This window comes from Peribacillus asahii, from assembly GCF_004006295.1.
GTDB lineage: Bacteria > Bacillota > Bacilli > Bacillales > DSM-1321 > Peribacillus > Peribacillus asahii_A.
On sequence record NZ_CP026095.1, the window covers coordinates 2,665,408 to 2,691,628 of the forward strand.

Consider the following 26,221-nt stretch of genomic DNA (forward strand, 5'->3'; position numbering starts at 1 on the left):
GTTCTTTTTATCAATCTTTATTATAAATGATCAGACTTTTTTATAAATTATCGAATTTTATTTTAAATCCCCATATAGCAGGACAAGTAAAATGTTCTGCTATATGAGGATTATTTTTTATATAAATTTCCAATTATATACAGTTACTATATCCTATTACCTTTTACTCTATAAAAAATACTCTAATTAGAGTATTTTTTAATTAGGAAGTTGTCCCATAAGTATGCTGCTTTATTAAAAATAAAGGTAAGTTGTATAATCCATTTTGAAGGAGGAGTAAGGTTATTATGAATAAAGAAGTCATTCCAATTAAAGAAATCACAAATTTCCAGTCACATGCAGAGGAATTTTTTCCGATTGATTGGTATAAAGAAATGTTGCATCATCATCCTGTTTATTATCATGAACAAACAAATACATGGAATGTGTTTAAATATGAAGATGTTAAACAAGTGTTGAGCAACTATGAATTCTTTTCAAGTGAAGGTCCTAGAACAACCATTTTTGTTGGAGCTAATAACAAACAAGAAAAAACTTCACCTATTATGAATATTACACTCTTAGATCCACCTCAACATCGGAAAGCACGCTCCTTGTTAGCCGCAGCTTTCACTCCCCGCAGTTTGAAGAACTGGGAACCTCGTATTCAACAGATTGCAACTGAACTTGTAGAAGGCATACAAGAAAACTCTACTGTAAATATTGTTGAAGCCTTCGCTTCCCCTTTTCCTAGTCTAGTTATAGCAGATTTATTTGGGGTACCGGTACAAGATAGAGGTCAGTTCAAGAAATGGATTGATATTCTTTTCCAACCTTATGACAAAGAAAGGCTGGAAGACATTGAGTTAGCAAAACAAAATGCTGCAAAAGAATATTTCCAATTTCTCTACCCGATTGTCATTCAAAAACGTTCAAACCTTTCCGATGATATTATCTCTGACTTAATCCGAGTTGAAGTAGAAGGTGAAAGGTTGACAGATGAGGAGATTGTGCAGGTCACAATGTTACTTTTAGGCGCGGGTGTTGAAACAACCAGCCATGCGATTGCCAATACGTTCTATTCATTGCTCTATGATGATGAGTCATTATATGGGGTACTAAAAAGTAATCGGGAACTAGTGCCAAACGCAATCGAAGAAATGCTCCGATACCGTTTTCATATGTCACGAAGAGATCGTACTGTGAAACAAGACAATAATTTATTAGGTGTTGATTTAAAAAAAGGAGATGTAGTCATCGCGTGGATGAGTGCATCCAACATGGATGAAACTATGTTTGAAGATCCTTTCTCTCTAGACATTCATCGTTCAAACAATAAAAAGAATTTAACATTCGGAAATGGTCCACATTTCTGTTTAGGTGCACCTCTTGCACGATTAGAAATGAAAATTGCACTAGAGGCATTCTTACAAAAGTTTTCTCGTATCGAACCAATTAATGGATTCGAATTAGAAAAAAATTTAACTGCTTCAGCTACTGGACAGTCCTTAACTTATCTACCGATGAAGGTTTACAACTAAAAATGTAAAAGTCAATAAAGGATACCGGCAAGAAACCGCATTTTCCTGACGGTACTCCTTTTAAGTGTTTGCAGTTCTTTTCGTGTCTCTGCTTTTGTTAGGATTTTGTGATTGATAGTAATTTTTTTATAGGTATTTTCGATAATGCTTAGTTTCTTCAGCCAATACGTTTCAATCCTTGTCCAACCGTTAGTAAAAAAAGCGCCTTCACATATTGTAGAAACGCCCCATTAGTTAAATAAGAACCTTCTTTTATTGCATATAATCAACCTAATACGCATTAACATCACGATTATTAGTTCTAGACCTTCACCTTAATTCATAAATTTTAGAAAAAAATGAGGTGTTTTACTATGCTGAACTTCCATGATATATGCCATCAATATGCTCAAATTGTTAACGGGAAGGCTAATGTGAAACATGGAGTTTGTTCAGTAGAAATCAATCGAAATCTTCATGTCACTATCCAAGGACGTCCAAGTCGTGGTGAACTTCACGCAGGAATATCGTTTGAATCAATGGATCACGAAGGAAATGCACTTAATCTTGGAGAAGTTGTCCTCCTAGAAGAAGAAATCTCGCCTTTTGTTAATATATTAGTTCGTAATAACCTAATCATAAGCGCTATTCATAATCACTGGATTTTTACCAATCCCAATATTTTATATGTTCATTTTCAATCTGTGGAACCTCCATTAACGTTTGCACAAAAAGTCGCAAAAGCCTTTAGTGTTTTAAAACATTAGATTACTTGAATCTTTGAACGAATCATTCCCAGCAATGTTAGTCTCAAATTATCATAAATATCTATTTGTTTTTATAGAATTTTAAACTTTGTTGAATGAAAACAGCACTACAGACTCATACTGTTTAGCACCCCCTACCTCCATCTCAACATGGAGGTTTCTTAATGTCAGTTAGAAAAGCAGGTAAAGTATGGTCACTTCGAATGGATGCTGGGATTGATAAGCGAATCGGCAAACGGAGACAAAACATCTAAATCCTATGAATATAGCATTTTTTTCATATTTTCAGCTACATCAATATGCTAAAATATCCCTATAATATAAAGGAGGAAGAAGTTAAGGTTGTAATATAAAAAGAAGGAAAGGGATTTAATTTATTTGTTAAAATCAAAAGTATTTATAATAACTGCACTAATATTTAGCCTTTTATCTATATTTATCATCAAAAAAAGAGAAGTAATTTTCCAAGAGGGAAATCCTATTCCATTAGTTGTAGCTATATCAAAAATGATTTTTCAAGATAAAGAAATGGTTGAAGTGTGGAGAGATGAAGAATATTTAGTGAAACAAGGAGAGTTCGCACCTTTTATTGAAATGATGGATAAAGATGGATGGAATTCAGTTAAAATAATAGAAAATGCAAATCATTTAGTTTTTGAAAAAGATAATATGACGAAAAGTATTTCTTATAAAGATTATACAAGATACTACACAATAATTTATTCCTATTAAGCTACTACAGATAGCCTTTATTCAATGAAGAAAATACTTAATAAGCTGTTTAATGTTATTCACAGACAACAAAAAGCAGATACTGTCCTATATCTCGATATTTGTTAATTTAACAATCAAACAAACAGTTATAAGGAAGTGGATTTATGCAAGAATCACTTTTAATTTTCTTTTGTTTAGCCATCACATTACATAATTTAGAAGAAGCTTTATGGTTGCCACAATGGTCTCAACAACCTTCAAAATTTCAAAGGGCAGTAAGTACAAATGAATTTCATTTTGCTGTGTTGGTTATTACATCACTAGCTTATTTATCTGCATTTAGTTATTTTTATTTTCCTGAGTCTATTCTAGTTAAATGGGTGTTTATTGGATTTTTAGGTTCAATGATACTTAATGCCATTTTCCCTCATCTTCTTGCAACAATTGTAATGAAAAAATATGCACCTGGTCTTTTAACAGGGGTTTTACTAAACATTCCTATCAATTCTTTAATATTGTATAGAATGTTTATGGATGAACTAATTTCCTTAAAAGAAACTGTTTTTTCAACGATTATTGTAGGACCAATTTTAATATTAGTAATTCCTTTATTATTTAGAATTGGGAAAAGAATATTCCCTGTTTATTAATTTCTTTATAGTTAATTTGGAGGCTTTACACGAAGATATGGCTCGTGAATTAAATAACTTTATTACTCAATTTTCATGCCCACAATCATAAATATGATTAGAACTTAAACAACTTAAACTACCTTCCAAAATATAATAGTTGGAAGGTTTGCTGGTTTTAGAATGGTGAAATTAAAGGACTTTATTATCACTAAACAGATACAAGATAAATTCCTGTATCTGCTCATATCCAATCACAAGTTATTGATAGAGCTAAATTTGTTATGTTGTTGATGAATGTCATTGTCTGTCATTTGAACATATCTCCGTACCATCTCTATAGATGAATGTCCTAAAATCTTTTGAAGGGTCATGACATCCCTATTATTTTACAAGTGATATTTTACAAATGTAGATCTAAATGCGTGAGGTGAAACCCTTACACCTGTTATATCTGCATCTTTTCCATATCGCTTGACCCTTTTTGTCTAAGCTGTCAACAACGGATTAAAATTCCCTTTTTTCAACGGAACAAAATTCCCGATTATCAACGATTTATGACAGCTGGCTGAATGCCGGCTTTTTGCTTCTCACGAAGCCTGTAAGAGCCTCCCTTAATATTAAATGTAGTGGCGTGATGTAGAAGACGGTCTAGTATTGCTGTTGCTAATACTTCATCTCCAAATATTTTTCCCCATTCAATAAATGACTTATTAGATGTAATAATCAAAGATCTGCCTTGTTCATAACGTTTAGAAATAACCTGAAAGAATATATTTGCACTTAGATTATCAAAAGGAAAATAACCTAATTCATCAATAACCAATATGTTTGGCCTACTCCAACGTTTTATCACCCTGTTTATGAGTCCTTGTTTTTCTGCTTTATTACATTCATTGATGAAATCATCTGCCCTAATAAAGAGGGCGGTATAACCTTTTATGATTGCTTCTGTAGAGAATGCTACTGAAAGGTGGGTCTTGCCTACCCCTGGAGGACCCAGGAGTAAGACATTGTCACCATTTTCAATAAACCGACAGGTTAGAACTTCCTTAACGCGCTTTTCACTAATACTTGGTTGAAAATCAAATTCAAAGTCATGAATAGTCTTTTGAAATGGAAGTTTTGCTTTTAATAATCTTTTCTCTAATTCTACTGATTCTCTGTATTGAATTTCGTTTAACAGAATAGTGTTAAGAAACTCAGAATATGGTACATTATCTTTAGAGGCATCTTCTAGTAGACCTTCAATTTGGTCTGCAGTATGCTGCCATCCAACTTTTATTAGTCGTTCAGTTAGATGTTGAGTGCTCATCCAAGGTCACTCCCTTCTAATTGTTCATACACTTGTAGGGAACGTTGTTCCACTTCAAGATCAGGGGATTGATTGAGACTGGTCGCCAAACCTGTAGTTGTCTCATTCAATCCTTTTTTATAATGTTCCAGTTTCATATGAACTTCTGTTTTCCCTGTTAGTATAGGATGCTTAGCTATACATTCAAATTCATCATAAATTTCAATGTGGTGCTCAAGTGTTTCTTTTACCTTTACTTTCTGGCCTACAAATCGGAACGGAACAGAATACCGTTTCCCATTATAAGATATAAAGGAGTCTCTACTTACTTCGCGTATTTCCCAATGTGCAAGCGGAAATGCTGGTTTCATATTAGAGTTTCCTAGATGTTTTTGTTCTAGTTCAAATCTCTTTAATGGTGATTCATTTGTAGTACCATTTGGTTTTTTATTTGCTGTTTTATCCAACCACTTTCGAACATCCTCATTTAATGAATGTAAATTCGGCTGATGCCTTCGCTTCATAAAGTTCTTCTTGAGATAGCCAACTACATTCTCCACTTTTCCTTTAGTTTGAGGTCTACTTGGTTTACATGCCTTTGGAACAATTCCATAGTAGGCAAGGAAATCCTCAAACTTTCTATTAAACCGAATTTCAATAGGTGTATGCTTAGTAACTGCTGTTTTCATATTATCGTAGAGGATTTGCTCTGGTACTCCATTAAAGTATGCAAATGCATTCATATGACATTTCATGAGTGTTTCCAAATCCATGCTGCTTGTAAATTCAATATACTTCATTCGGGAATAGCCCAATACCATAACGAAGGCATATACTTCTTTCATTTCCCCATCAACTTCAAATTCACCTACATGTGCCCAATCCATTTGAGCCTGCTTACCAGGAGGTGTCTCAAACCGTAAGGTTGCTTGTTTCTTAGGACTTTCTCTGTATGGTCTAACAAAATCCCTTAAGATGGTCATTTTCCCCTTATAACCAAGGGCTTCAATTTCATCTAGTAAAACTGCACAATTTATGGTTCCTTCCTTAATTCTTTGAAGAATATACTGTTTATAGGGATCAAGTATACTTCCTTTTCGATCCACTTTCTTTTTAGAAGGCAGTGTATCTTGCTTTATGTACTTACGTATTGTTTTTGGATCAAAGCCTGTTTTCTCAGAGACAGCTGTAATGGTCCAACCTTTCTGATATAGTTCTCTAATCATAAAAAATTCCCCAATCTTGATCATTAGTTTCTCCACTCCGATTTATCTAGTATCGAAACTAATTCTCCGTTATTTTAGGGGAATTTGGAACCGTTGTTATTAGGGATTTTATCACCGTTGCTAACATAAGCCTAACTTTCTCAATGATATTTCTATAAACAGTTGTAAAGATGTATTCATTATTAAATTCTTCTGTTTCTGCAATCAGCCCTCTTAATAATTTATTTGTTTTTTGACTGACTAGAACAACATTCAAAAGAACTCCAACCCTTGATCAATTTTACAGGTATAAAGTAAAACCCCTTGATAACTGAAAAATCAGTAATATCAAGGGTTCCGTAAATAATGACCTATGAGGGACTTGAACCCCCGACCCCCATTCTGTCAATCTTATTAAGTAAAATCAATCTAGTTCAACGGAATTAAATAAGTCCAGAAAAGATTAATATATCAAGGTTTGTTAAAGGTTCAAAATTAGCTCAGTTAAATAAGTTTAGCTCAAAAAAATAAGTATGTTAGCAAGATGTCAAGCAGGTGGTCTGCTAAAATCAAATTGAATAAAGCAGTATAATACATTTCTAACTCTGTATTAATAAAAAAACTAAGTAAGGGATAATAATTATTGTTTATATCCCTCACTTCACATGGTTTGAAAAGTGTAATTTTAAAAAGGTTATTAGCATTTTTATATCATGCCGCCCGTAAGACGAGAGTGTGTAACATCTTTAAATAGAATTTACCGTTTTTCACTTCATTGCGTTAGCAAAATATTAACATTTTGTCAGCACACCCTTGACTACATATCGATTACAAAAAAAGTAGAATTAACTATAAACAAAATCTCAACTCTTTTTAAAGTTCAATTATAAATTATTTTTTAGATAAACTTTTTATTAAATCTTTTAGACTGTTAAAACCAAGTGCATTTAATTCTTTCTGCATCCCCTCAGAATAGAAGTTTTCATAACCGAAGATGCTGCCTTCTCTTTCGAACATGGCTTGCCCTCTCTCAATCATAAGCTTGCTAATGGAAAAAACTAATGAGAAACTAGTTTTTTCTTCAACATTGGTATAAACAATTTATAATTCACTTCTTTTCTACAAAATTGGCAAACAAATTTTGTGGAAGAAGCCTTTTCAACATGAGGTACTTGAATTGAATGGATTCCTTTAATCAAATGTTCCTTACAAACATAAATCATTACAATCCCCGCCTTACCATTGTGAGAGCATGTAATTCTATAAAATGTAATGTTACACAGATTCAATAATCATGGAAATTCCTTGTCCTCCGCCGATACACAAGGTAGCCAATCCATATTTCTTTCCTTGATTTTTCAATTCAATTGCTAATGAATTCAATATTCTTGCACCACTTGCTCCAACTGGATGACCTAATGCGATTGCACCCCCATTTACATTCACTTTCTCCCGATTAAGTCCAAGTTCTTTTTCGACAGCAAGGTACTGGGCGGCAAACGCTTCATTCGCTTCAATCAAGTCGATATCATTCATGCTTAAACCTGCTTTTTTTAATGCGATTTTAGTTGCTGATACAGGGCCGATTCCCATGATACTTGGGTCGACTCCAGCTATTCCCCACGAAACAATTCTAGCCATTGGCGTTATATCTTGTTTCTTTGTCACATAAGATTCGCTGGCCAAAATTATAGCTGCAGCTCCATCGTTGATACCACTGGCATTTCCAGCAGTAACCGTTCCGTCCTTTTTAAAGGCTGGCTTTAAATAAGCTAACTTTTCTAAGGTAGCATCATGGCGAATATGTTCATCCTCCTCAATATTAATTTGTTTTCCTTTATTCTCTACAATAACAGGCGTAATTTCCTGTTTAAACCGTCCTTCTTGCTGTGCTCTAGACGCTTTCTTTTGCGATTCTAGAGTAAATTGATCTTGTACGTCACGCCCTATTTCATATTGAGTAGCCAGATTTTCCGCCGTCATCCCCATTCCGCAACCCACATATTCATCCGTTAACGTCGCCCAAAGCATGTCATCCATTTCAGGAGATTTTAAACCCGTTCCAAAACGAACATTCCTTAAAACATGAGGTGATTGGCTCATATTTTCCGTGCCAAGGGCTAGAACGACTTGTGCTTCGTCCAACAAAATCGTTTGTGCTGCAGAAACAATGGCTTGCAAGCCGGAACCGCACAAACGATTGAGTGTTAAAGAAGGGCTCTCAATCGGTATCCCGGACTTTAAGGCTACATGCCTACCAAGATACGTTGCATTTTTTGACGTATGAATAACATTACCAGCAAACACATGCTCAATTTCTTTCGCTTCCACCTTACTCTTTTCAATCGCTCCCCTGCTAGCAATCACTCCAAGCTCCACAGCAGAAACATCCTTTAAAATTCCACCAAAACTACCAAACGGAGTTCTCGATCCTCCTAAGATATAAACATTGGTCATTTGTCATTCCCCCTAAACCAGTTTTTCAATTCGTTTGACTAATTTACCTTAGTTTTCAATTCTCCTATCAACAGCCACTATTCGTTCTATATCCTAATTAGTAGCTCAGAGGCCATAAAAAGAAGCTCATACTACATTATTTTTTCTACTCCATCACTATTGGAATTTCGAAAAATAATGACAGGAACAAAAATTGTACAGACAGATTCATAATCTAGTACATTCCATCCTAGGGAAAGTACTTATCTTCCTAACGATTCCCCCCTTTACTCGCATGGAAGCGATTTTTTTGATTATTCTTACTATTATGATATTGATTATACTGATAAGTTGTAGTTAAATAAAATTAAAGATTTTAACTTGCAAGTAAGTTTGACTACTATTTAAAGCCTAGTGGGAATCTACCAAGCACTAAAACATAAAAAGAACTATAGCCAAAGACGGTATACCTAATAATCCTCGATATTTTTACTAGTTTTATTCCCAACTAACGCGAAGCTAGGCAAATGAAAGGATGTGAATAAGTAGCTCTTAAGTACAAATGATAGAACAATCTCGCTAGCTTTTAAAGCTACTGTGCGATTTCTTTACGATTCATCTCAGCAATAGTTTCAGCCACCAGCTCTTCCATCACAGTCAATCAAATCGTAATTGGTCAGCAAAGACACCAGCATCTAAACAGTCTTGCTTAACAAGGGAATCCTACCCTATCTTGAAAAGCAACTTTTCTTACATTACATACATGATCTACCTTTAATTTCCCCATCGATTGAGATAACACAATATTTATTTTGGATAGGAATATACTAATATAAGGAGAAAAACTATGAACTTTGAACAATTACTATATATTGTTGAAGTCGCAAAACACAACTCTCTCTCTATAGCAGCACAGAATCTTCATGTGACTCAATCTGGTATTAGCCAATCCATTACTGGTTTAGAAAAAGAATTAGGACTAAAAATTTTACATCGCTCACGGGGACACGGTGCTGTACCAACCGATGAAGGCAGAATTATTCTGAAACAAGCCTACGAAGTACTAAAAAAGCTTGAGGAAATAAAAGAGAAAGCCAACTCATTTAATTCGACGGAAGTAGGGGAATTAAGAGTATCTTCTATACCTGGTTTAACGACGGTTCTAGTAAAAGCTTTAGCCGCTTTTAGACAGGATTATCCACATGTAAATGTGGAAATAAACGAAAAAAGCGTTACTTCTGTGATAGAAGATGTTCGCCAGCATAAGACCGACATCGGACTAATTGCATATTCATCAGATTGGAACATAAATATGGAAGGAATCGCTTTTGAATCACTGTTAGAAGGGAAGCAGAAAGTCTATGTTTCCAAACAATCTCCCTTAGCATTTATTAGTACCATAACTCCACAAGAGATACTTGATCAAACTCTTGTTACCTATTACGGTGAATTTATGCAGTATTTTGTGCAAGATTTCTTTAACAAATATAAGCCCTTGAAAATCTTGTTTACAGCAAATAATTTGGACGGAATACTACAAGCTATCATTGAAAATTTAGCTATTACATTTGCCCCGGATTTCATCATGAAAAATTATATTCCTGTCATAAATGGGGAGATCATTCCGATTGATTTGGTGAATCATAGAGGTGTAAATATTTCATTTGGTCTGGTTCTATCTGAAGATAAACATTTATCCATTTTACCCAACAAGTATATTCATTATCTAAAATCCGAAATTACGAAAAGTTAACAAAAAAGAGTAGCCACTTCGTCTTAAATGGACGCTGGGCTTCTCTTTTTATACGAATCTATCATTTAAAGTTTGCTCCCAACTACTGGTTCCATTCCTTTAGCCGTGCAATAGTCATAGTATCAGTTCTGAATCAGTTGAAGGAGATGTATGTTCAGTGGTTTGAATATACGAGAAAAAAACTCAATGTGACCTGACAAAAACGAAAGATCACTTTGAGCTTTTAATAAGAAGGGAGAGGAATTTTTCTGAGCGAAAAAATCCCTCTACTGTAGCTTTAGAATAAAGTTTGATCAAAATGGATTCTATAGTTTAGAATACAGATGGAATTTTATAAAAAAGTTTGATCATTTTTGGGTAAGTTTCGTGAACATTAGCACCCGATCGTAATATAAGGTTAGCCAGATATTAAAAATGTATCTGTCCTTTTCTGTTACCATCTATGACCCAGCTATTTTTTCTCCCCTTGGCTGGCTACCGTTGGCGTCCGGTTCGACAGTGATGCCGATTTGATCAAAAGTCTGCCCTTCTGCAAGCTGATAGGTCAGTATTCCGGAGCCGTTTTCGTCCGGCTTGAATATGCCGCCATTTTCCCTCGTGCCGTTTTTCAGCAGCCAAACCTGGTAAACCTGTGAACCTTCGACGCCGGGCAATTCGTGAACCTGCACCACCAAATTTTTCTCTGATCCCTGTTGGACAATATAGGCGATGCCGTTTGTTCCCGGACGGCCTTGATTAGCTGCTTTTAAGGGAATGGCCGTTAAAATTTCAATGGGTATATTTTCGGCATGGCGATTTTTTTCCTGTACATTCGCTATTCCAAGGCCAATAATCGCGAGCAACAAGACGGCCACGATACTGGTTGAAACTGGAGTGAACTGGCTTTTGAGCATCATGGCAAGCTTGCTCATCTTAGCCATGAATGTTTCCGTACCGCTTTTCCTTTTTTGATCAAAAACAAATCCCAGCACCTCGGCTTTTAGCGATTCAGGCACCTCGATTTCGGTATAATCAAACGGCAAAGCATGCCAGACCTGGGACAATTCCTGATATTCTTTCTTACACTCCGTACAATCCTTTAAATGTTCAACAAAGGTCATGTGTTCGCTCTCCTTGAGCTCATTTGCTATATATGGAATTAAATAATCACAATCCCTTCTCATTTTATATCCTCCAGTTCCAGATGCTTCCTTAATCCTTTAAGAGCCTGATGAAGCCTGCTTTTAATCGTGCCGAGCGGCTCTTGTTCCAGCTTGGCAATCTCCGAAAGAGAATACCCTTTCCAATAAAGCAAATCGATTAATTTTCTTTGAGCTGTCGGCAATTTGTTTTTCGCTTTCGCAATAGCATTCGTATTTACTCGTTGCTCGATTGCATTGGCAGGGTCGGCGATCTCTTCATGTTCCTCTTGATGGTGTTGCGTCTGCCTCTTCTCTTTGCGGAGGTAGTCAATGCAAATATTGCGGGTAATCGTGAGGAGCCAATTTACAAAGCTGCCTTGAGAAGGATCGTAATGGCTGCTTGTTGTCCATAGCCTCAAAAAGACCAACTGAATAATCTCTTTCGTCTTATCCTCATTCCCATTGCAAAACTTCATAACGAAGCCGTAAACAAGCTTTATATATCGGTCATAAAGCTCCTCTAATGCGTGACCGTGTTTTTCATTTACCAATCTCATTAATTCCGCATCGTGTTTTTCTTTCATATGGCACTCCCTGTTATTGGATAAAAATATATTGCCATTACACTATTTTAAAAGTAAGGATGGGAACGACCGCGACTGATCGTTCCCTGGGCAAGCTTATTCAAATTCTGTTTCGCTGTTTACGACAAACCATACATCTTTTACTCCTTGTCCGTTTACATCCCCTTCTTGCTGGTCTTTTGCAAAATAATAGAGAGGAAAGCCTTTGTACGTGACCTGCTTCTCCCCGTTGTCTTCTCTTGTGATCGTATCAAAATCCTTTTTATCAAAACCTTCCGGGACGGCGAAATCCTCCTGGGTAAATGCCGGCCAGTTTGCCAGGCAGTCTCCGCTGCAATTGCTTTTTCCTGCTTCGTCCTTTTTAAAGTAATACAGGGCCCTTCCCTGTGAATCCGCCAGGTACTCTCCAGCTTTCTCATTCTCCAAAAGCTGGAGGCTGTCAGCCGTGGCTTGTTCCGATTTAGTTTGTTCCGTTTGGGCTTGATCGAGTTGATCTATCTCTGTTTTTTCCTCAGTGCTTTTTCCGCAGGCAGCCAAAGCAAAAATAATCGAAAGTATCGCGAGGGTAAAAATTCCTTTTTTCATGTATGTTCCTCCCAGTTTTTTAGATTTAAGGCTCGTCCTTACTTCCATCCCCATTTTTGAAAGATTTGGTGAGATTCTTCCGTTCTTAAATAATCAATAAATTGCTGTGCCTCTTTTTTCTGATCGGTGATTTTCGTCAGGGCGATCGGCGTTCCACGATAGAGCTTTTCTTCTTCGGGCAGTTCGACCAGGTCGGTCACATCCTGGAGCCGGTAATGCCACGATTCATAGGTAATCCAGGCGTCCAGGCTGGAATTCGATTTCCATCGTTCAATGGCTTCGGCACTCGACTTTACAGAAAGGTTAATATTTTGGGAAATGCCTTCGATCAGCCCTTTTCTGCCTGCCAGGTCTTCCCACAGTCCAAGCTGGCCAGCCCCATTCACATCGATTATTTTTACTCCCTTTTTCGTTAAATCCTCCAGACTTTCAATCTTCTTAGGATTTCCTTTCCTCACCAATATTCCTGCAGCACGCGGGTAAAGCTCCGTACGTGATTTAGTGTCAATCATTTCGGGATGGTTAAAGATGAAGTCCTGCAGCATATACTCGGAGCCACCGAAAATAATATCTGCATCCTGCTTTGCCTGGCCTATCCAATTGCCTTCTGGTCCGGCTGTTACTTCCACCTTGATTCCCCTTTCAGCTGAAAAATGTTCAGCAGCTTCCTTAATCGGTCCAAGTGGTCCGCCCGGTCCGTACACCCGGATGACATGATCACTTTGGCTGGAATTTGGTGTCGCCTGGAACGCTGGCTTACGGTCCATTTGTGCATAGGCTGACAATCCGGCAGCCATAATGACAAAGAGCAGTAGAACTGATAGGAACACGGTCTTCTTCATGATTCTTCCTCCATTTCATACATGATTTTTATCGGTACTATTAAAGGAAACGAAGGGAGGCTGTAAACGGTTGGATTATAATTGCAAAATAGTTAGAAAGTTTCATAAATCTATTGAAAATTAGTCTGGTGAAGAATAAATAAAGGTGTACATGTTAGTTTAAAGTATAGTTAGAACAGAAATATTGAATAAGCCTTTATTTTACGGAAAATAAAAAGAATCCATTTTTAAAAAAGATTGATTAAAATGGATTCTTTGCTTACTAATTGGTATTGCAATTTTTTTAAAAAAGTTCGATTATTTCCATAGGTTCTTATAGAACGCCCTCGTTAGTACAGTAACATTAAACGTTTATTTTTTTAGGTTTGCTTTCATTACAAAAGTATAATTTCTCTATAAGATACCACTTAACCTTCTTGAAGTATTCTCCTTCAATACCCTTAGACAAAAATTATCTAAGAGGAAAAGTATCGCAACATTTTTATAAACGTCGCGACTTTATTTTAAACATCGCATCTTTTTTACAAACATCGTGACTCTATTTCAAAGCCACATATACAATATATAAAAATATCAGTAAATGAATGGTAGATAAGTAAAGGACTGTATTTACTCCTAAACTTTTAAGAAAGAACCTTTTTATTTAGCTCCAAGTCCTCCATCCACAACTAATATTTGTCCATTACAATAATCAGAAGCTGCGGAAGCGAAGTAAAGGACAGCTCCTACGATATCTTTGTCTTCGCCTAATCGTCTTACTGGAACTTGGGAGGCAATGATTGGACCTGCTTTTTGGACAAGCGTTCCCGGTATTTCTGGGTTATTCATTCCTGTTTGGAAAACGCCAGGAGCAACAGAATTCACTGTCAATCCATGACGGCCCCACTTAACGGCAAGATCCTTCGTTAACGTCATAACAGCCCCCTTGCTTGTTGTATACCCTACAGAGTCTACGGCTTCTGGGTCAGTACCTTTAAATCCAATGCTAGAAGAAATATTAATGATTTTACCGTATTCATTTTCAATCATATGTTTTCCGACGGCCTGACACATCAAGAATGTTCCTGTCACATTAATATCCATCATTGCTCTCCATTGTTCCAAAGGCATTTCAGTAGCAGGCGCTTCATAAACTGTTCCACTGCTATTGACTAAGATATCAATCTTTCCAAAGTGAGAAATCGCTTGATCTAAACCTTGTCGAACCGATGCAGGTTCTGTTACATCCAAAGCGAGGGCAATGGCTTGGCTTCCTAACCCTTCGATTTCTTGTACCACTTTCTCGCAAACTTCTAAACGGCGTGAGCATACTACCACATTGGCGCCTGCTTCTGCCAGCGCCAGAGCCATGACGCGCCCTAACCCACTACCGCCTCCTGTAACCATTGCTGTTTTTCCTGTTAAATCAAATAATTTTGCAGATGACATTCCAGATCTCCTCCTAGATACTATTCACATAGAAGCGCTTTACATAGCGGTCACAGTGAATATTTTTAATATTCAAACTATTACGATATTAATTATACTAATAAGTTATAATGAAATAAAATTAAAGATTTTAATTTGCAAGTAAGTATGACTAATATCGCTGAGCACGGTCCAGACCTACTTCACTCCTAATGAAAGAGTGAAAAAAGAGAAGCATCCTCGTCACACATGGACAATAGACTTCTCTTTTTTTTCAAATCACTATTAAAATTTAGTCACATCGATAGGTGTAATTCCTTCAGCTGCACAATGATCATGGTATTTTTGTAGGAATGACTCCCAATTATCTCTAGCAATAATTTCTCCATTCTCATTCATATAGTCTAATGTTGCCTCCACAATATTTAACGTAATAACCTCTTCATCCCCTACAGATTCAGGTGTATGTTTGGATCCTGCAGGCTCATAAACCACATCCCCAGCATTGGAAACCCAGTCATTCTCCATATACCTCCAAGAACCTTTAACAGTATACACAATCACTGTTCCAGGATGGAAATGGGTAGGAAGCTGTGTACCCGCCGGAACTTTTAACAGGGTAATCGTTTGTCCTGTTACTGGATTTGCCTTCAATAACTTAAAATGAGCCACCCCAAAATAAGGAATCCATGGTAAATCATCTGGACAGATATTACTTGCATCATATACTTCTACAGCTTTTGCCTTACTCATCCAAATCCCCTCTTCTACTTTAAGTTTTGAAATCCGTATATTGATAGCGTTTACAATATGAAGCTCATTAACTAGTACGAATTTCTTAATTGTTAGTATAATTATAATTATTCATTTAATAAAATTATGATTTTTAATATGCAGTTTAGTTAAATTAATCTACACTAGCTATTTCTCTTCCTGAACATCATCCATGATTCCCCAATCCTAACTCCTCCGTTTTAATTGTGGTGTGTACTTGCTTAGTAGGACGTACGCCAATCCAAAATAATACGCCGATAATAATCATCCCAACAGCAGAAGCTTGGAACGCATAATGAAAGCCTAATGCCTCAGTCGCTGCATATTGGATAAAATAACCGAATACGATGGGAGCAATCATACTTCCCATATTGGAAAGAGCAATATATGCCCCTTGTGCCTTGCCGATGTTTTGGGGAGAAAACAAATCCATCAATATGGAGGGTGCGAGTGAAAGAACGACTATCCCAAAACCTGGAGCGAGGGTGAAACATAAAATAGAAATCGCATTCGAACTCACGACACTTCCTAGATATAAGCAAATAGCAGAGAGCACCATCATAAAACTAGCAAGATTGACACGTGCTTTCCGAATATCTCCTGTTTTGCGGTAAAGCCGATCGGATAACATAGCAAATCCAATTTGGCTAAAGGCAGCGAAAAGAAAAGGTAAAGCCACAGCTAGCTTTAACGTTTGACCAGTAAACTGTTGGACTGTGGAGAAATAAGTCGGATACCATATGGTTTGAACCGACACTAACCAATAGGCACAGCCTCCAGCCAAAACAATCAATAAATAATTTTTAGAAAATAGATGCGGAATAAACTGACGCCAAGAAACCTTCGAGAGGTTGGAAGAATGCTTCTCCACTAAATCAAATGAAGGCAATCCGATTTCTTGTGGACTCGCTTTACCGTAAAACAACCAAAAACCTAACCAAATCAAGCCAACAATGCCCATCATAATAAAAGCTGATCTCCATCCATATTGATCAATCATGGAGATTAAAAATGGCGAAGCAATCGCAGGTCCCATCATCGTTCCAAACAGAACAGCCGCATAGCTTATACCATGTCGATGTTTCGGAAACCATTTGCCTAGCATTGTTGTGACTACAGGAGAAGCCGGCCCTTCACCTGCTCCCAATATCATTCTTGTTAGGATAAGGAGAGCAAAACTAGAAACAAAAGGGGTAGAAAATTGAACCATCAACCAAATCAATGACATCCAAATAAACAATTTTTTCGGGTTTTTAGAATCTGCCATACCACCAAGTAAGATGGAAGTGATAGTAAAAAACCAATAAAAAGAACTTCCCACAAATCCCCATTGAGAAGCACTTAAACCTAGCTCCTTCATTAGAGGGACCGAAACCAAACCAATGAGAATTTTATCAATTTGGTTAATCATAGCAATGAGAACGGCAAATAATAAGATAATCCAAGAATATTTTGGAGTGTTCGACATAGAAATCCCCCTAATTTTCATCATTCAAATAAGCTCGTATCCCTTCCCATTCTTCAGTTCACCACAAAGTAAGCGGTTTCATCAAAAGGGTGAAAATCTGGAAACGATTTGTTAAAACCAATGGCTTTTACCCCCTTTTTCTTGAGCATGAAATAGCGTGATTTGAAGCAATAAAATTGCACTACAAAAACTTCATGCCCCCCCCTTCTCCAATCATATTCAGAACACTATTTCTATTCTGAATATTATTATATCCATTGCGACCCTCATACATAAAATTAAATAATTTAAACTGCAAGTAACTTACACTTATATTCAGCAGAGGAACAACAATAAATAGTGAAAAACTACTACAAAATGACCTCAATCCCCTCTCATACTCCATCATCCTATTAAAAAATAGCCGTACCTCTTTTTACATTAGTCACACTTAAGTACAAGTTAAAATAATTAATTTTATATAACGATCATAAAAAGATAGAATCAAAGAGAGGGATTATTTAAATATTCAAAAAATCACCTTGAGTTTAGTCGTACAGGGTGTTGAATCAAAATTAGGAGGTTGAATCTATGGACTTACAGTTATCAGGAAAAAAAGCACTCATTGTAGGAGGAAGCCGAGGGATTGGTAAAGCTATTGCCCGCCAACTGGCTTTAGAAGGCGTTGATTGTACGATTTGTTCAAGAAACGAATCCTCATTACAGAAAGCGGCAGAAGAATTAGCGCAAGAAACCAAACGAAAGATCTATCCCATCGTGGCTGATACCTCGAATCCTAACTCGATCCTCAATTTAGCTGAAAACGCAGCAGCTGCGATGGGTAGTATTGATATTCTCATCAACAGTGGCGCTCGCGTTGGCGGTACAGAGCCAGAGAATTTTCACGAGATTAAAGAGGAACTTATTTTGAAAGATTTTGAAGAAAAGTATATGGGCTATTTTCGCACGATGCGAGCTGTAGCTCCTTATATGATTGAAAATAAGTGGGGGCGTATCATCAATATCAGTGGTCTCGCTGCTAGAATTGGCGGCAATTATTTTAGTTCCGGCCCTCGTAATGCCTCTGTTGTTCATTTAACGAAATCTGCCTCATTGGAATTAGGAAAGCACGGAATTAATGTCAATGCGATTTATCCAGGAATTGTTGATACGGAAACGAATAGAAAACAATTCAACACGGAGGAAGCTGTAAGCCAAGCAGCCGCCATGAGTCCACTTAATCGCTTGATTACACCGGAGGAAATTGCTTATGTCGTTACCTTCCTTACTTCACCGTTATCCGCATCGATTACTGGCGATGTCATTTCCGTAACTGGCGGCATTGGTAATACAGTTTATTACTAAAAACACGCAGTTAACATCTTCTTTGTAAGATTTTCCCCTCCATTTAATCAGTAGCACAGACCAAGGCAATGGTTTGTGCTACTTTTTTTATAAGACATTTGCTAATTCTTTCATTATAAGTATGATAGCAACAATCTTTACGAACATAGCCAACTAGGTTCTAGAGTACAATGACAATCTGTTGGTAACAGAAGCTATATTTATTAACGTTTCAGCTCAAACAAAAAGACACCTTTATGAATCATAGAGGTGCCTTTTTGTTGTCTTCCTATGGATTTAGGGTGCTGTTTAATGGTTCAATGAACAATCCAAACAGCCTTTACATTTTTTGATTTTAGTATTTCTGTTAGTTATAACATCCGTAGTACGTAAAAACTCGTTGATTCGAGAGACAGTCCTTTCAATATTCTTTGAAAAAAAAGTCATGTTGGCAAAATAACCATGAATCATACCTGTTTCACATGCATATTCAACGTTGACACCTGATGCTTTCAAACGCTCCGCATATGCCCTTCCTTCATCTCGAAGCACATCATTTTCCGCTGTAATCACAAAGGCTGTCGGTAAATGACTTACATCTTCCGCAATTAAGGGAGATGCGTAGCCGTTATGCTTGTCCTCTTTATGTCGTAAATAATGATCACGGAACCAAAACAGAAGCTCACGGTCTAAACCAAATCCTTTTGCGAAGGCTTGATGAGATTCCGTATCGAACTTAAGGTTTGTCGCCGGATAAATCAGAACCTGTGCAGCGATGCTAGGACCTTTTCTATCTCTCGTCATTATCGTCACGACAGTCGCTAGATTCCCACCTACACTATCCCCACCTACTATTAATCTTGAAACATCTCCGTTAAAAGAAGAACCTTTTTCATAAACCCATTGCAATGCTGCATAAGCATCTTCGACTGGGGTCGGAAACTTATGCTCTGGAGCTAGACGATAGTTAACAGATACCACTATACAGCCCATTCTATGTGCCAGCATTCGACAGCTAGGGTCTGTCGATTCGAGGTCTCCCACAACCCATCCTCCACCATGGTAGTAAATAAACAAAGGGAAGGGACCTTGCCCTTCCGGTATATAGACCCTGCATTTGATTTCAGCATCTTTGCTCACTGGAATCATCCAATCTTCTACCTTTGAAAGCCCTTCTGATTCAATAGGAGGCTGCGGTGCTTTGGAAAGCATCTCTCGCACAGTCTTATGATCCATCGTATGAATAGGAGGCATCTGTTTCAATGCTTGTAAATACTTTTCTGCTTGCGAATCTAAATTTGCCAAGAAACATCATCCTCACTTTACTTTCTAATAAATCAAATCTGCTTTTCTACTAAACTCTTTTTCCGAACACGATTCATCGCTGTTTATGGTTTATTAACAGCCATTCCTTCTCTACAAACCTCGAAATCTGGGGCAATCTTTCGACCATTTGGCATGTTCAACCACAATCTTAATAAATGACGCTTGCGCTCATCTTCTTCATAATCTTCAAATGTTGTGCGCGAATGGAAAATCGTATAGTTATTAACGAACTGCATATCACCTGGCTCCATCATCATATCAATATGCATGTTTGGATCATGCGTAAGGGAATCGATAAAGTTAAATAATTCGACTTCCTCTTTCTTCAAAGAGATACCTGTTTTCAATTGTGCGGATTCAACATATTGACGTAAATATCGACAGCTCAATTTACCATCGTAATAACTAAAGATAGGTGATGTGAATATTGGAGATTGACCTGGTGCTTCTTCCCCACGAAGATCATGATGGAATGGACGATAGAGGATATCAAGATACTCTGGGTGTTTCTCTAAAATTTCATTATAAACTGCGATGGCACTTGCAATACTGCTTAAACCACCCGATTTTGCTTTACGAAGACATAGTAATCCAACTACATCAGCGAGGTCTGTATGATAATCAAGATGTACATTTGTTTGGTAACCGCGTACTTTTTTATTATCCTTAAAGTCCAGACCTTGGTCTTTGATATGCCCTAAGAGGGTTCCTCTTGCGTCTTGCGTGATTGGCTTACCCATGTGAAGTCCAAGCCCCCAGTAAATGATGCTCGCTTCCTCGTCACTATACTTATCCATCGGTAATCCGCGAATTAATAGAAACCCTTTCCCATTCTCCAATTCATCTACAAAATAAGCGACTTCATCCGCAAGATTAGGAATCGGGAAATCCTCCTTTTTAAATTCAGGCGCTTTCAAACCCTTTTGTTGAACATGAACAACAGCCTTTTCAAGCTCTACGACCGTTTTTTCGGACAAATAATAAATCCATGAATCATCCTTCGCTAAATCCATTCCTTTCCACGCTGATGGTCCTTGAATTTTTTCGTTTAAAATAAGCGTCATACATAATCCTCCTTTAATATCAAGCGTTTTTCACTTAACTTTCTATGTTACATTTCCCCACTTCTGTTTATCTAATTTTTTATTATCTTAATATTCAGTTTTTTATCAAGAGCACTTCTCACGCCCCTTTTACGATCTAACTCTTTCACACACGCTAATGCTTCTAAGATTGAACATAGTCCGATTGAATAGTTATATCGCTTCGCTTGGCGGGACGTACACCCATCCAAAACAATATGCCGATAATAAGCATTCCGACAGCAGAGGCTTGAAACGCATAACCATACCCCATGGCTGCAGTCGCTGAATGTTGAATAAGATAACCGAATACGAGTGGAGCAATAATGCTAGTTGAACTTGCTAGAGCAATGAATGTCCCTTGAGCCTTGCCGATGTTTTGAGGAGAAAAGAACTCCATCAATATAGCTGGTGCGAGTGATAGAATTACATAGGCAAATCCAGGAGCAAGGCTAAAGAAAAGAATCGCCATAGCTGTTGAATCGGCGGCATTTCCTAAATATACACATACAGCCGATAGCACCATCATGAAGCCAGCAAGATTGATACGTGCTTTCCGTATATCTCCTGTTTTGCGATACATCCAATCCGAAAATATGGCAAATCCAATTTGGCAAAAGGCAGCAAACAGAAAAGGTAAAGATACAGCTAGCTGCAACGTTTGACCGTTAAACTGTTGAATGTTCGTAAAGTAGGCTGGAAACCAAACCGCTTGAACAGCCAATAACCAATAGGAACAACCTCCACACAAAACAACTAAAATGAAATTTTTCGAAATAAGATGTGGAAGAAACTCGCGCCAAGAAACCTTTGAAAGACTGGATGACTGCTCATTCTCTTGATGAAAAGAAGGATACCCGATTTCTTGTGGACTTTCTTTCCCAAAAATCTGCCATAACACAAGCACGATTAGTCCAATCACCCCCATCGCAATAAAGGCAGATCTCCATCCATATTGCTCGATTAAAGAGATTAATAATGGCGAGGCAATCGCTGAGCCACCTGTCGTTCCTAATAACACTGCGCCAAACCCTATCCCATGTCGGTGTTTCGGGAACCATTTTCCCATGATGGCCGTAGATAGAGCCGGAGCTGGACCTTCACCTGCTCCTAAAATAATCCTCATTAACACGAGCAGAGACATGCTGGAAACAAAAGGAGTAGCAAATTGAATCAGCAACCAAATCAAAGACATCCACGATAACATTTTTTTCTTATTTTTGGAATCCGCCATGCCGCCAAAAAGAAGCGAAGAAAAGGTAAAAGCCCAAAAGAAGGAACTTCCCACCACTCCCCATTGGGATGGACTTAACTCTAGCTCTTTCATGACTGGAACGGAAACCAAACCAATGATAATTTTATCCACTTGGTTGACCATACCGGAAAGAACTAGAAACAATAAGATAATCCAAGAATATTTTGGCGTACTTGTCATATACCTCACCCCAACTTTCACATAGGGGCACCTTTTCCTTCCAATCGGAAAAGGGACCATCCTTCACATATGTCATTTGTGTTCCTAGGAACGGAAACCCCCATTACTTCAAGCTTTCGATAATACCGCCAGAGGTTTGTTTACGTGGAGGTATACCGCCGCGACCTGGTTTCCCTGTATTCTCATCAATAAACATTGCGAAATCTGGGGAAATTTCTCGGCCGTTTGGCATCGTAAGCCATAATCGTAATAAATGGCGTTTGCGTTCTAGTTCTTTATAATCTTCGTACTGAGTACGTGAGTGAAGCACGACATAATTATTGACGAATTGCATATCTCCCTCTTCTAGCATCATATTAAAATGCATGTTTTCATCATGAAGAAGGGAATCTAGTATGTCTAATGCTTCGATTTCTACTTTTGACAGCTTGATGCCTGTTTTCTCTTGCGCTGATTCGATGAATAAACGAACATATCTACAGCTCAATTTGCCATCATAGTAACTAAAGATAGGTGATGTGAATACAGGCGATTCACCTGGTCCTTCCTCCCCGCGACGATCGAAGGAAAATGGACGAGAGAGGATGCCAAGATACTCTGGGTACTTCTCCAGAAATTCATTATAAACCGCCATCGAACTGACGATGCTGCTGTATCCACCCGTTTTTCCTTTTCGAAGACTTAATAACCCAACGACATCTGATCCATCTGCGTGGAAAGGAAGATGCAATTTCGTTTGATAGCCACGTACATTTGAATTTTCTAAACTAAGCCCTTGATCAATAACGTGCCCTAAAAGGTCACCATTTGCATTTTGCGATACCGGGATGCCCATATGAAGTCCAAGCCCCCAGTAAATGATGCTTGCTTCCTCATCACTATATCTTTCCATTGGCAATCCACGAATTAATAGAAACCCTCTCCCCTTCTCCAATTCATCTACAAAGTACTCGATTACATTCGCAAGATCGGGAATCGGAAAGTCCTCCTTCGTAAAATCAGGCGCTTTTAAACCCTTTTTTTGCACATGAGATAAAGCATTCTCTAATGAGGCAATCGTTTTTTCAGACAAATAATAAATCCATGAATCATCTTTCGCTAAATCCGTTCCTTTCCAAGCTACTGACCCTTGAACTTTATCCTTTAAAATAATCGACATATAGAATCCTCCTTAAATAATAGTATTAGTGGTCTTACTTCACTTCCGTCAGTTGTCTTAACTCTCTTCGCAAAATTTTCCCTGTGGAGTTCTTAGGCAGCTCTTTAAAAAATTCTACTCGTTTAGGAAGCTTGTACTTCACCAGCTTATCCTGACAGAATTGAATAATATCATTCATGGTAATCTGCTCATCCTTAACTACAACAAAAGCTTTAACACTTTCTCCGTATTCCCCATCTGGAACTCCGATTACGGCCGCCTCTACCACAGAAGGATGTTGATACAGGACTTCCTCCACTTCACGAGGATATACATTGTAACCTCCAACAATAATAATGTCCTTCTTGCGGTCAACAATGTAGATGTATCCTTCTTCATCCATTGTTGCGAGATCACCAGTGTAAAACCACCCGTCATTAAAAGCAGCTGCAGTAGCTTCCGGCATCCCCAAATATCCCTTCATTACATTTGGCCCTTGAACAACTAATTCTCCGACTTCTCCTCTCGGCAATTCTTTTCCGAACTCATCTACAACTTTGCTTTGGACACCTGGAATATCGATACCAATAGAGCCTGGCTTGCAAGTTCCCTTTAAAGGATTAATAGCAACGAGAGGAGACGTTTCAGAGAGTCCATATCCTTCTAAGGTTGAAACGTTAAACTTGTTTTGAAAATTTTGAAGTAGCTCGATTGGAATAGATGCCCCTCCTGAAATACACAAGCGAATGGATGAAAAATCTTCCGCAGTGGCTTCAGCTAATTGATAGATAAAGTTATACATCGTAGGAACGCCAACAAACATTGTTCCCTTCTTTTCTCGAATCGTATTCACAACATCGAAAGGGCTAAATCTAGGTACGATTATGACTGTTGCCCCACAGGCAATCGGAGCATTTAGGCTAACGGTCATACAGAATACATGGAACATTGGCAGAACAGCTACGACACGATCTTCATCATGCAGTTCCATTAGTTTTGAAATAGATTCTGCATTAGAAGCCAAGTTTCGATGAGATAACATCGCACCCTTTGGTTTACCAGTTGTTCCTGAAGTATATAAAATGACAGCAAGGTCGTCTTGATCGGTGAAAGGGCTTACAAAATCTAAACTACTAGTTTCCATTAGACGCTCCCAAGTCCATTCCTGATGGCTCGCACCTGCATAAATCACGGATGTTATTTTTTTTAATTTATCTGTTAATTCTGATAATTTAGATTCTACAGATGAGTGTGCAATAACCGCCTTAGCCTTACTATTATCTAAAATATAGCTGATTTCCCCTTGGGTAAACATGGGATTAATCGGAACCGCAAATGCACCAAGCCGTAAAATACCGTAGTACGCAATGAGAAATTCAGGGCTATTTCCTAAAATAAGAGCCACTCCATCTCCCTTCCTGATTCCTTGTACATACAGACCAGCAGCCAATCGATCCACCTTCTGATTTAGTTCTTGATAAGTAACACTTTTATCTCCATAGATATAAGCGATACTTTCTGGGAAATTACTTGCGCTTCTTTTTAGATTTTCGTTTAAGTTATAACTCATTAAATGAATTCCACCCCTTTTCTCAAATAGGAGGCTTTGAATGCCCACTATTTTGAATATTTAAAATATTATTACATTTTGAGTATACTCATAAATTATAATTAAATAAAATTAAAGATTTTAATTTGTATATAAGTATTAATAATATTAAAAAGGAATTTCAGGATAACAGAAGGGCTACTTCGATGATCTCTCCATCTACTCCTAAATAAAAAGACAAAGCCCCAGTAAAGAGCTTTGTCTTTTTTTTATATTTTTGATTAATTTATAAAATAGAGCTATTGCAATAATTGGTTCTTTAGATATTTTTCTATTAACTCAATAAATAAATTCACAGATTTCGTATGCGATTCCACAGATTCTGTTATAACTGAAAAATTTCTTTTTATCGGTGTCCCTTTTACATTTAATACTTGAATGGTACCAAGCATTCTTTCTTTTTTTACAGTAAGTTCAGATAAGTAACTAATGCCAAGCCCGGCTTCAACTGCTTCTTTTATAAGTTGTGTGCTACCGAACTCCATTAACTTGGAAGGACGTATTTGTAAAGATTGAAATAATGTTTCTGTTGCCTCTCTTGTACCAGAACCTACTTCACGGACAATCCAATTCTCTTGTTCTACCTGTCTTCGCGTAACTTCCTTATTGAAATAAATTGGATATTTCCCCCCTGCCACGATATACATTTGGTCGGTGGAAACGGATTTTATATATATATTTCGAAGAGAAATTTCCCCCTCTACAATTCCTACATCGATCTCATGACTTGTGATTGCTTTGGCAATATCCCTTGTGTTGCCAATCTGTACCGAAGGGAAGATATTAGGAAATAGGTTTTTCATTCTTGCAAGTATATGTGGTAATACATACTCTCCAAAGGTATAGCTGGCACCAATTTTTAATGGTCCTGTTGGCTCGTTATTTAATTCATTCACTAACATTGACATCCGTTTATATAAACCTGTTATTTCTTTAGCATGTAAATAGACTATTTCTCCTGCTTTAGTTAGCTGGACAGATTTGTTTGTTCGCAGAAGTAGTTTTGCACCTACATGTTTTTCCAATTGTTGAATTTGCTGGCTGACTGCAGGCTGAGTCATATGAAGCTCTTCCGCTGCTCTGGAAAAGTTTCTTTTATCAGCTACAGATATAAATACAGATAATAGTTGATCCATATGTTCTCCTTCTTACTATCGTATTTACTTATTATAACTATAATAATCATTTATTTCCCTTATTATAAATCATCAGTTACGATAAATCACAAAT

At 37.4% G+C, this 26,221-nt stretch carries 23 protein-coding genes; 6 read left to right on the forward strand and 17 right to left on the reverse strand.

What is annotated here, in order from left to right:
* Window positions 1-287 precede the first annotated feature (287 nt).
* The 4 genes from BAOM_RS12905 (at window position 288) to BAOM_RS12920 (ending at window position 3,630) form a co-directional block, all read left to right on the forward strand.
* Window positions 288-1,520, forward strand: coding sequence for a cytochrome P450 (locus BAOM_RS12905; protein WP_127760595.1), 1,233 nt, complete (start codon window positions 288-290; stop codon window positions 1,518-1,520).
* Window positions 1,521-1,873: 353 nt separating this feature from the next.
* Entirely contained in the window at window positions 1,874-2,266 is a 393-nt protein-coding gene (locus BAOM_RS12910; RefSeq protein WP_127760596.1) for a DUF1259 domain-containing protein, read from the forward strand.
* A 378-nt stretch (window positions 2,267-2,644) separates the two neighbouring features.
* On the forward strand, window positions 2,645-2,998 hold the full coding sequence (locus BAOM_RS12915; RefSeq protein ID WP_127760597.1) for a hypothetical protein: 354 nt from the start codon (window positions 2,645-2,647) through the stop codon (window positions 2,996-2,998).
* A 146-nt stretch (window positions 2,999-3,144) separates the two neighbouring features.
* Complete coding sequence (locus BAOM_RS12920) at window positions 3,145-3,630, forward strand: HXXEE domain-containing protein (RefSeq protein WP_127760598.1); 486 nt, start codon at window positions 3,145-3,147, stop codon at window positions 3,628-3,630.
* Between the two features lie 526 nt (window positions 3,631-4,156).
* Here BAOM_RS12920 and istB read toward each other — a convergent pair.
* The 4 genes from istB to BAOM_RS12940 all read right to left on the reverse strand — a co-directional run bounded on the left by istB (window position 4,157) and on the right by BAOM_RS12940 (window position 8,565).
* Window positions 4,157-4,924, reverse strand: coding sequence for an IS21-like element helper ATPase IstB (istB, locus tag BAOM_RS12930; RefSeq protein WP_127760599.1), 768 nt, complete (start codon window positions 4,922-4,924; stop codon window positions 4,157-4,159).
* Window positions 4,921-6,153, reverse strand: coding sequence for an IS21 family transposase (istA, locus tag BAOM_RS12935; protein WP_127760600.1), 1,233 nt, complete (start codon window positions 6,151-6,153; stop codon window positions 4,921-4,923). The genes istB and istA overlap by 4 nt, the downstream gene beginning before the upstream one ends.
* A gap of 846 nt (window positions 6,154-6,999) precedes the next feature.
* Entirely contained in the window at window positions 7,000-7,125 is a 126-nt protein-coding gene (locus BAOM_RS25080) for a hypothetical protein (protein WP_257467276.1), read from the reverse strand.
* 258 nt (window positions 7,126-7,383) lie between these two features.
* Entirely contained in the window at window positions 7,384-8,565 is a 1,182-nt protein-coding gene (locus tag BAOM_RS12940) for an acetyl-CoA C-acetyltransferase (protein ID WP_127760601.1), read from the reverse strand.
* 826 nt (window positions 8,566-9,391) lie between these two features.
* Between BAOM_RS12940 and BAOM_RS12945 the strand changes: the two genes are divergently transcribed.
* Window positions 9,392-10,297, forward strand: a complete 906-nt coding sequence (locus tag BAOM_RS12945; protein ID WP_127760602.1) for a LysR family transcriptional regulator — start codon at window positions 9,392-9,394, stop codon at window positions 10,295-10,297.
* A 440-nt stretch (window positions 10,298-10,737) separates the two neighbouring features.
* On the opposite strand, the gene BAOM_RS12950 is transcribed toward BAOM_RS12945, so the two are convergent.
* The 7 genes from BAOM_RS12950 to BAOM_RS12980 form a co-directional block, all read right to left on the reverse strand.
* Entirely contained in the window at window positions 10,738-11,397 is a 660-nt protein-coding gene (locus tag BAOM_RS12950) for an anti-sigma factor (protein ID WP_257467281.1), read from the reverse strand.
* A 59-nt stretch (window positions 11,398-11,456) separates the two neighbouring features.
* Window positions 11,457-12,002, reverse strand: coding sequence for an RNA polymerase sigma factor (locus BAOM_RS12955; RefSeq protein WP_127760604.1), 546 nt, complete (start codon window positions 12,000-12,002; stop codon window positions 11,457-11,459).
* A gap of 96 nt (window positions 12,003-12,098) precedes the next feature.
* Window positions 12,099-12,587, reverse strand: a complete 489-nt coding sequence (locus BAOM_RS12960) for a hypothetical protein (protein ID WP_127760605.1) — start codon at window positions 12,585-12,587, stop codon at window positions 12,099-12,101.
* A gap of 38 nt (window positions 12,588-12,625) precedes the next feature.
* Window positions 12,626-13,429, reverse strand: coding sequence for an extracellular solute-binding protein (locus BAOM_RS12965; protein ID WP_127760606.1), 804 nt, complete (start codon window positions 13,427-13,429; stop codon window positions 12,626-12,628).
* Between the two features lie 639 nt (window positions 13,430-14,068).
* Window positions 14,069-14,857: an SDR family NAD(P)-dependent oxidoreductase gene (locus BAOM_RS12970; RefSeq protein WP_127760607.1), complete on the reverse strand. Its 789-nt coding sequence runs from the start codon at window positions 14,855-14,857 to the stop codon at window positions 14,069-14,071.
* Window positions 14,858-15,121: 264 nt separating this feature from the next.
* Complete coding sequence (locus tag BAOM_RS12975; protein WP_127760608.1) at window positions 15,122-15,589, reverse strand: 2,4'-dihydroxyacetophenone dioxygenase family protein; 468 nt, start codon at window positions 15,587-15,589, stop codon at window positions 15,122-15,124.
* A gap of 187 nt (window positions 15,590-15,776) precedes the next feature.
* Window positions 15,777-17,078 (reverse strand): MFS transporter, encoded by a 1,302-nt coding sequence (locus BAOM_RS12980; RefSeq protein WP_252282432.1) that lies wholly within the window; start codon window positions 17,076-17,078, stop codon window positions 15,777-15,779.
* A gap of 570 nt (window positions 17,079-17,648) precedes the next feature.
* Here BAOM_RS12980 and BAOM_RS12985 point away from each other — a divergent pair.
* Window positions 17,649-18,422, forward strand: coding sequence for an SDR family NAD(P)-dependent oxidoreductase (locus tag BAOM_RS12985; protein WP_127760610.1), 774 nt, complete (start codon window positions 17,649-17,651; stop codon window positions 18,420-18,422).
* A 288-nt stretch (window positions 18,423-18,710) separates the two neighbouring features.
* Here BAOM_RS12985 and BAOM_RS12990 read toward each other — a convergent pair whose 3' ends face one another.
* The 6 genes from BAOM_RS12990 to BAOM_RS13015 all read right to left on the reverse strand — a co-directional run bounded on the left by BAOM_RS12990 (window position 18,711) and on the right by BAOM_RS13015 (window position 26,127).
* Window positions 18,711-19,706, reverse strand: coding sequence for an alpha/beta hydrolase (locus BAOM_RS12990; RefSeq protein ID WP_127760611.1), 996 nt, complete (start codon window positions 19,704-19,706; stop codon window positions 18,711-18,713).
* Between the two features lie 83 nt (window positions 19,707-19,789).
* A complete protein-coding gene (locus tag BAOM_RS12995) occupies window positions 19,790-20,791 on the reverse strand; it encodes a TauD/TfdA family dioxygenase (RefSeq protein ID WP_127760612.1) in 1,002 nt (333 codons plus the stop codon).
* Between the two features lie 163 nt (window positions 20,792-20,954).
* Complete coding sequence (locus BAOM_RS13000) at window positions 20,955-22,244, reverse strand: MFS transporter (RefSeq protein ID WP_127760613.1); 1,290 nt, start codon at window positions 22,242-22,244, stop codon at window positions 20,955-20,957.
* A gap of 103 nt (window positions 22,245-22,347) precedes the next feature.
* Window positions 22,348-23,403 (reverse strand): TauD/TfdA family dioxygenase, encoded by a 1,056-nt coding sequence (locus BAOM_RS13005; protein WP_127760614.1) that lies wholly within the window; start codon window positions 23,401-23,403, stop codon window positions 22,348-22,350.
* Between the two features lie 34 nt (window positions 23,404-23,437).
* Complete coding sequence (locus BAOM_RS13010) at window positions 23,438-24,952, reverse strand: long-chain-fatty-acid--CoA ligase (protein ID WP_127760615.1); 1,515 nt, start codon at window positions 24,950-24,952, stop codon at window positions 23,438-23,440.
* Window positions 24,953-25,230: 278 nt separating this feature from the next.
* Window positions 25,231-26,127: a LysR family transcriptional regulator gene (locus BAOM_RS13015; RefSeq protein ID WP_127760616.1), complete on the reverse strand. Its 897-nt coding sequence runs from the start codon at window positions 26,125-26,127 to the stop codon at window positions 25,231-25,233.
* Window positions 26,128-26,221 lie beyond the last annotated feature (94 nt).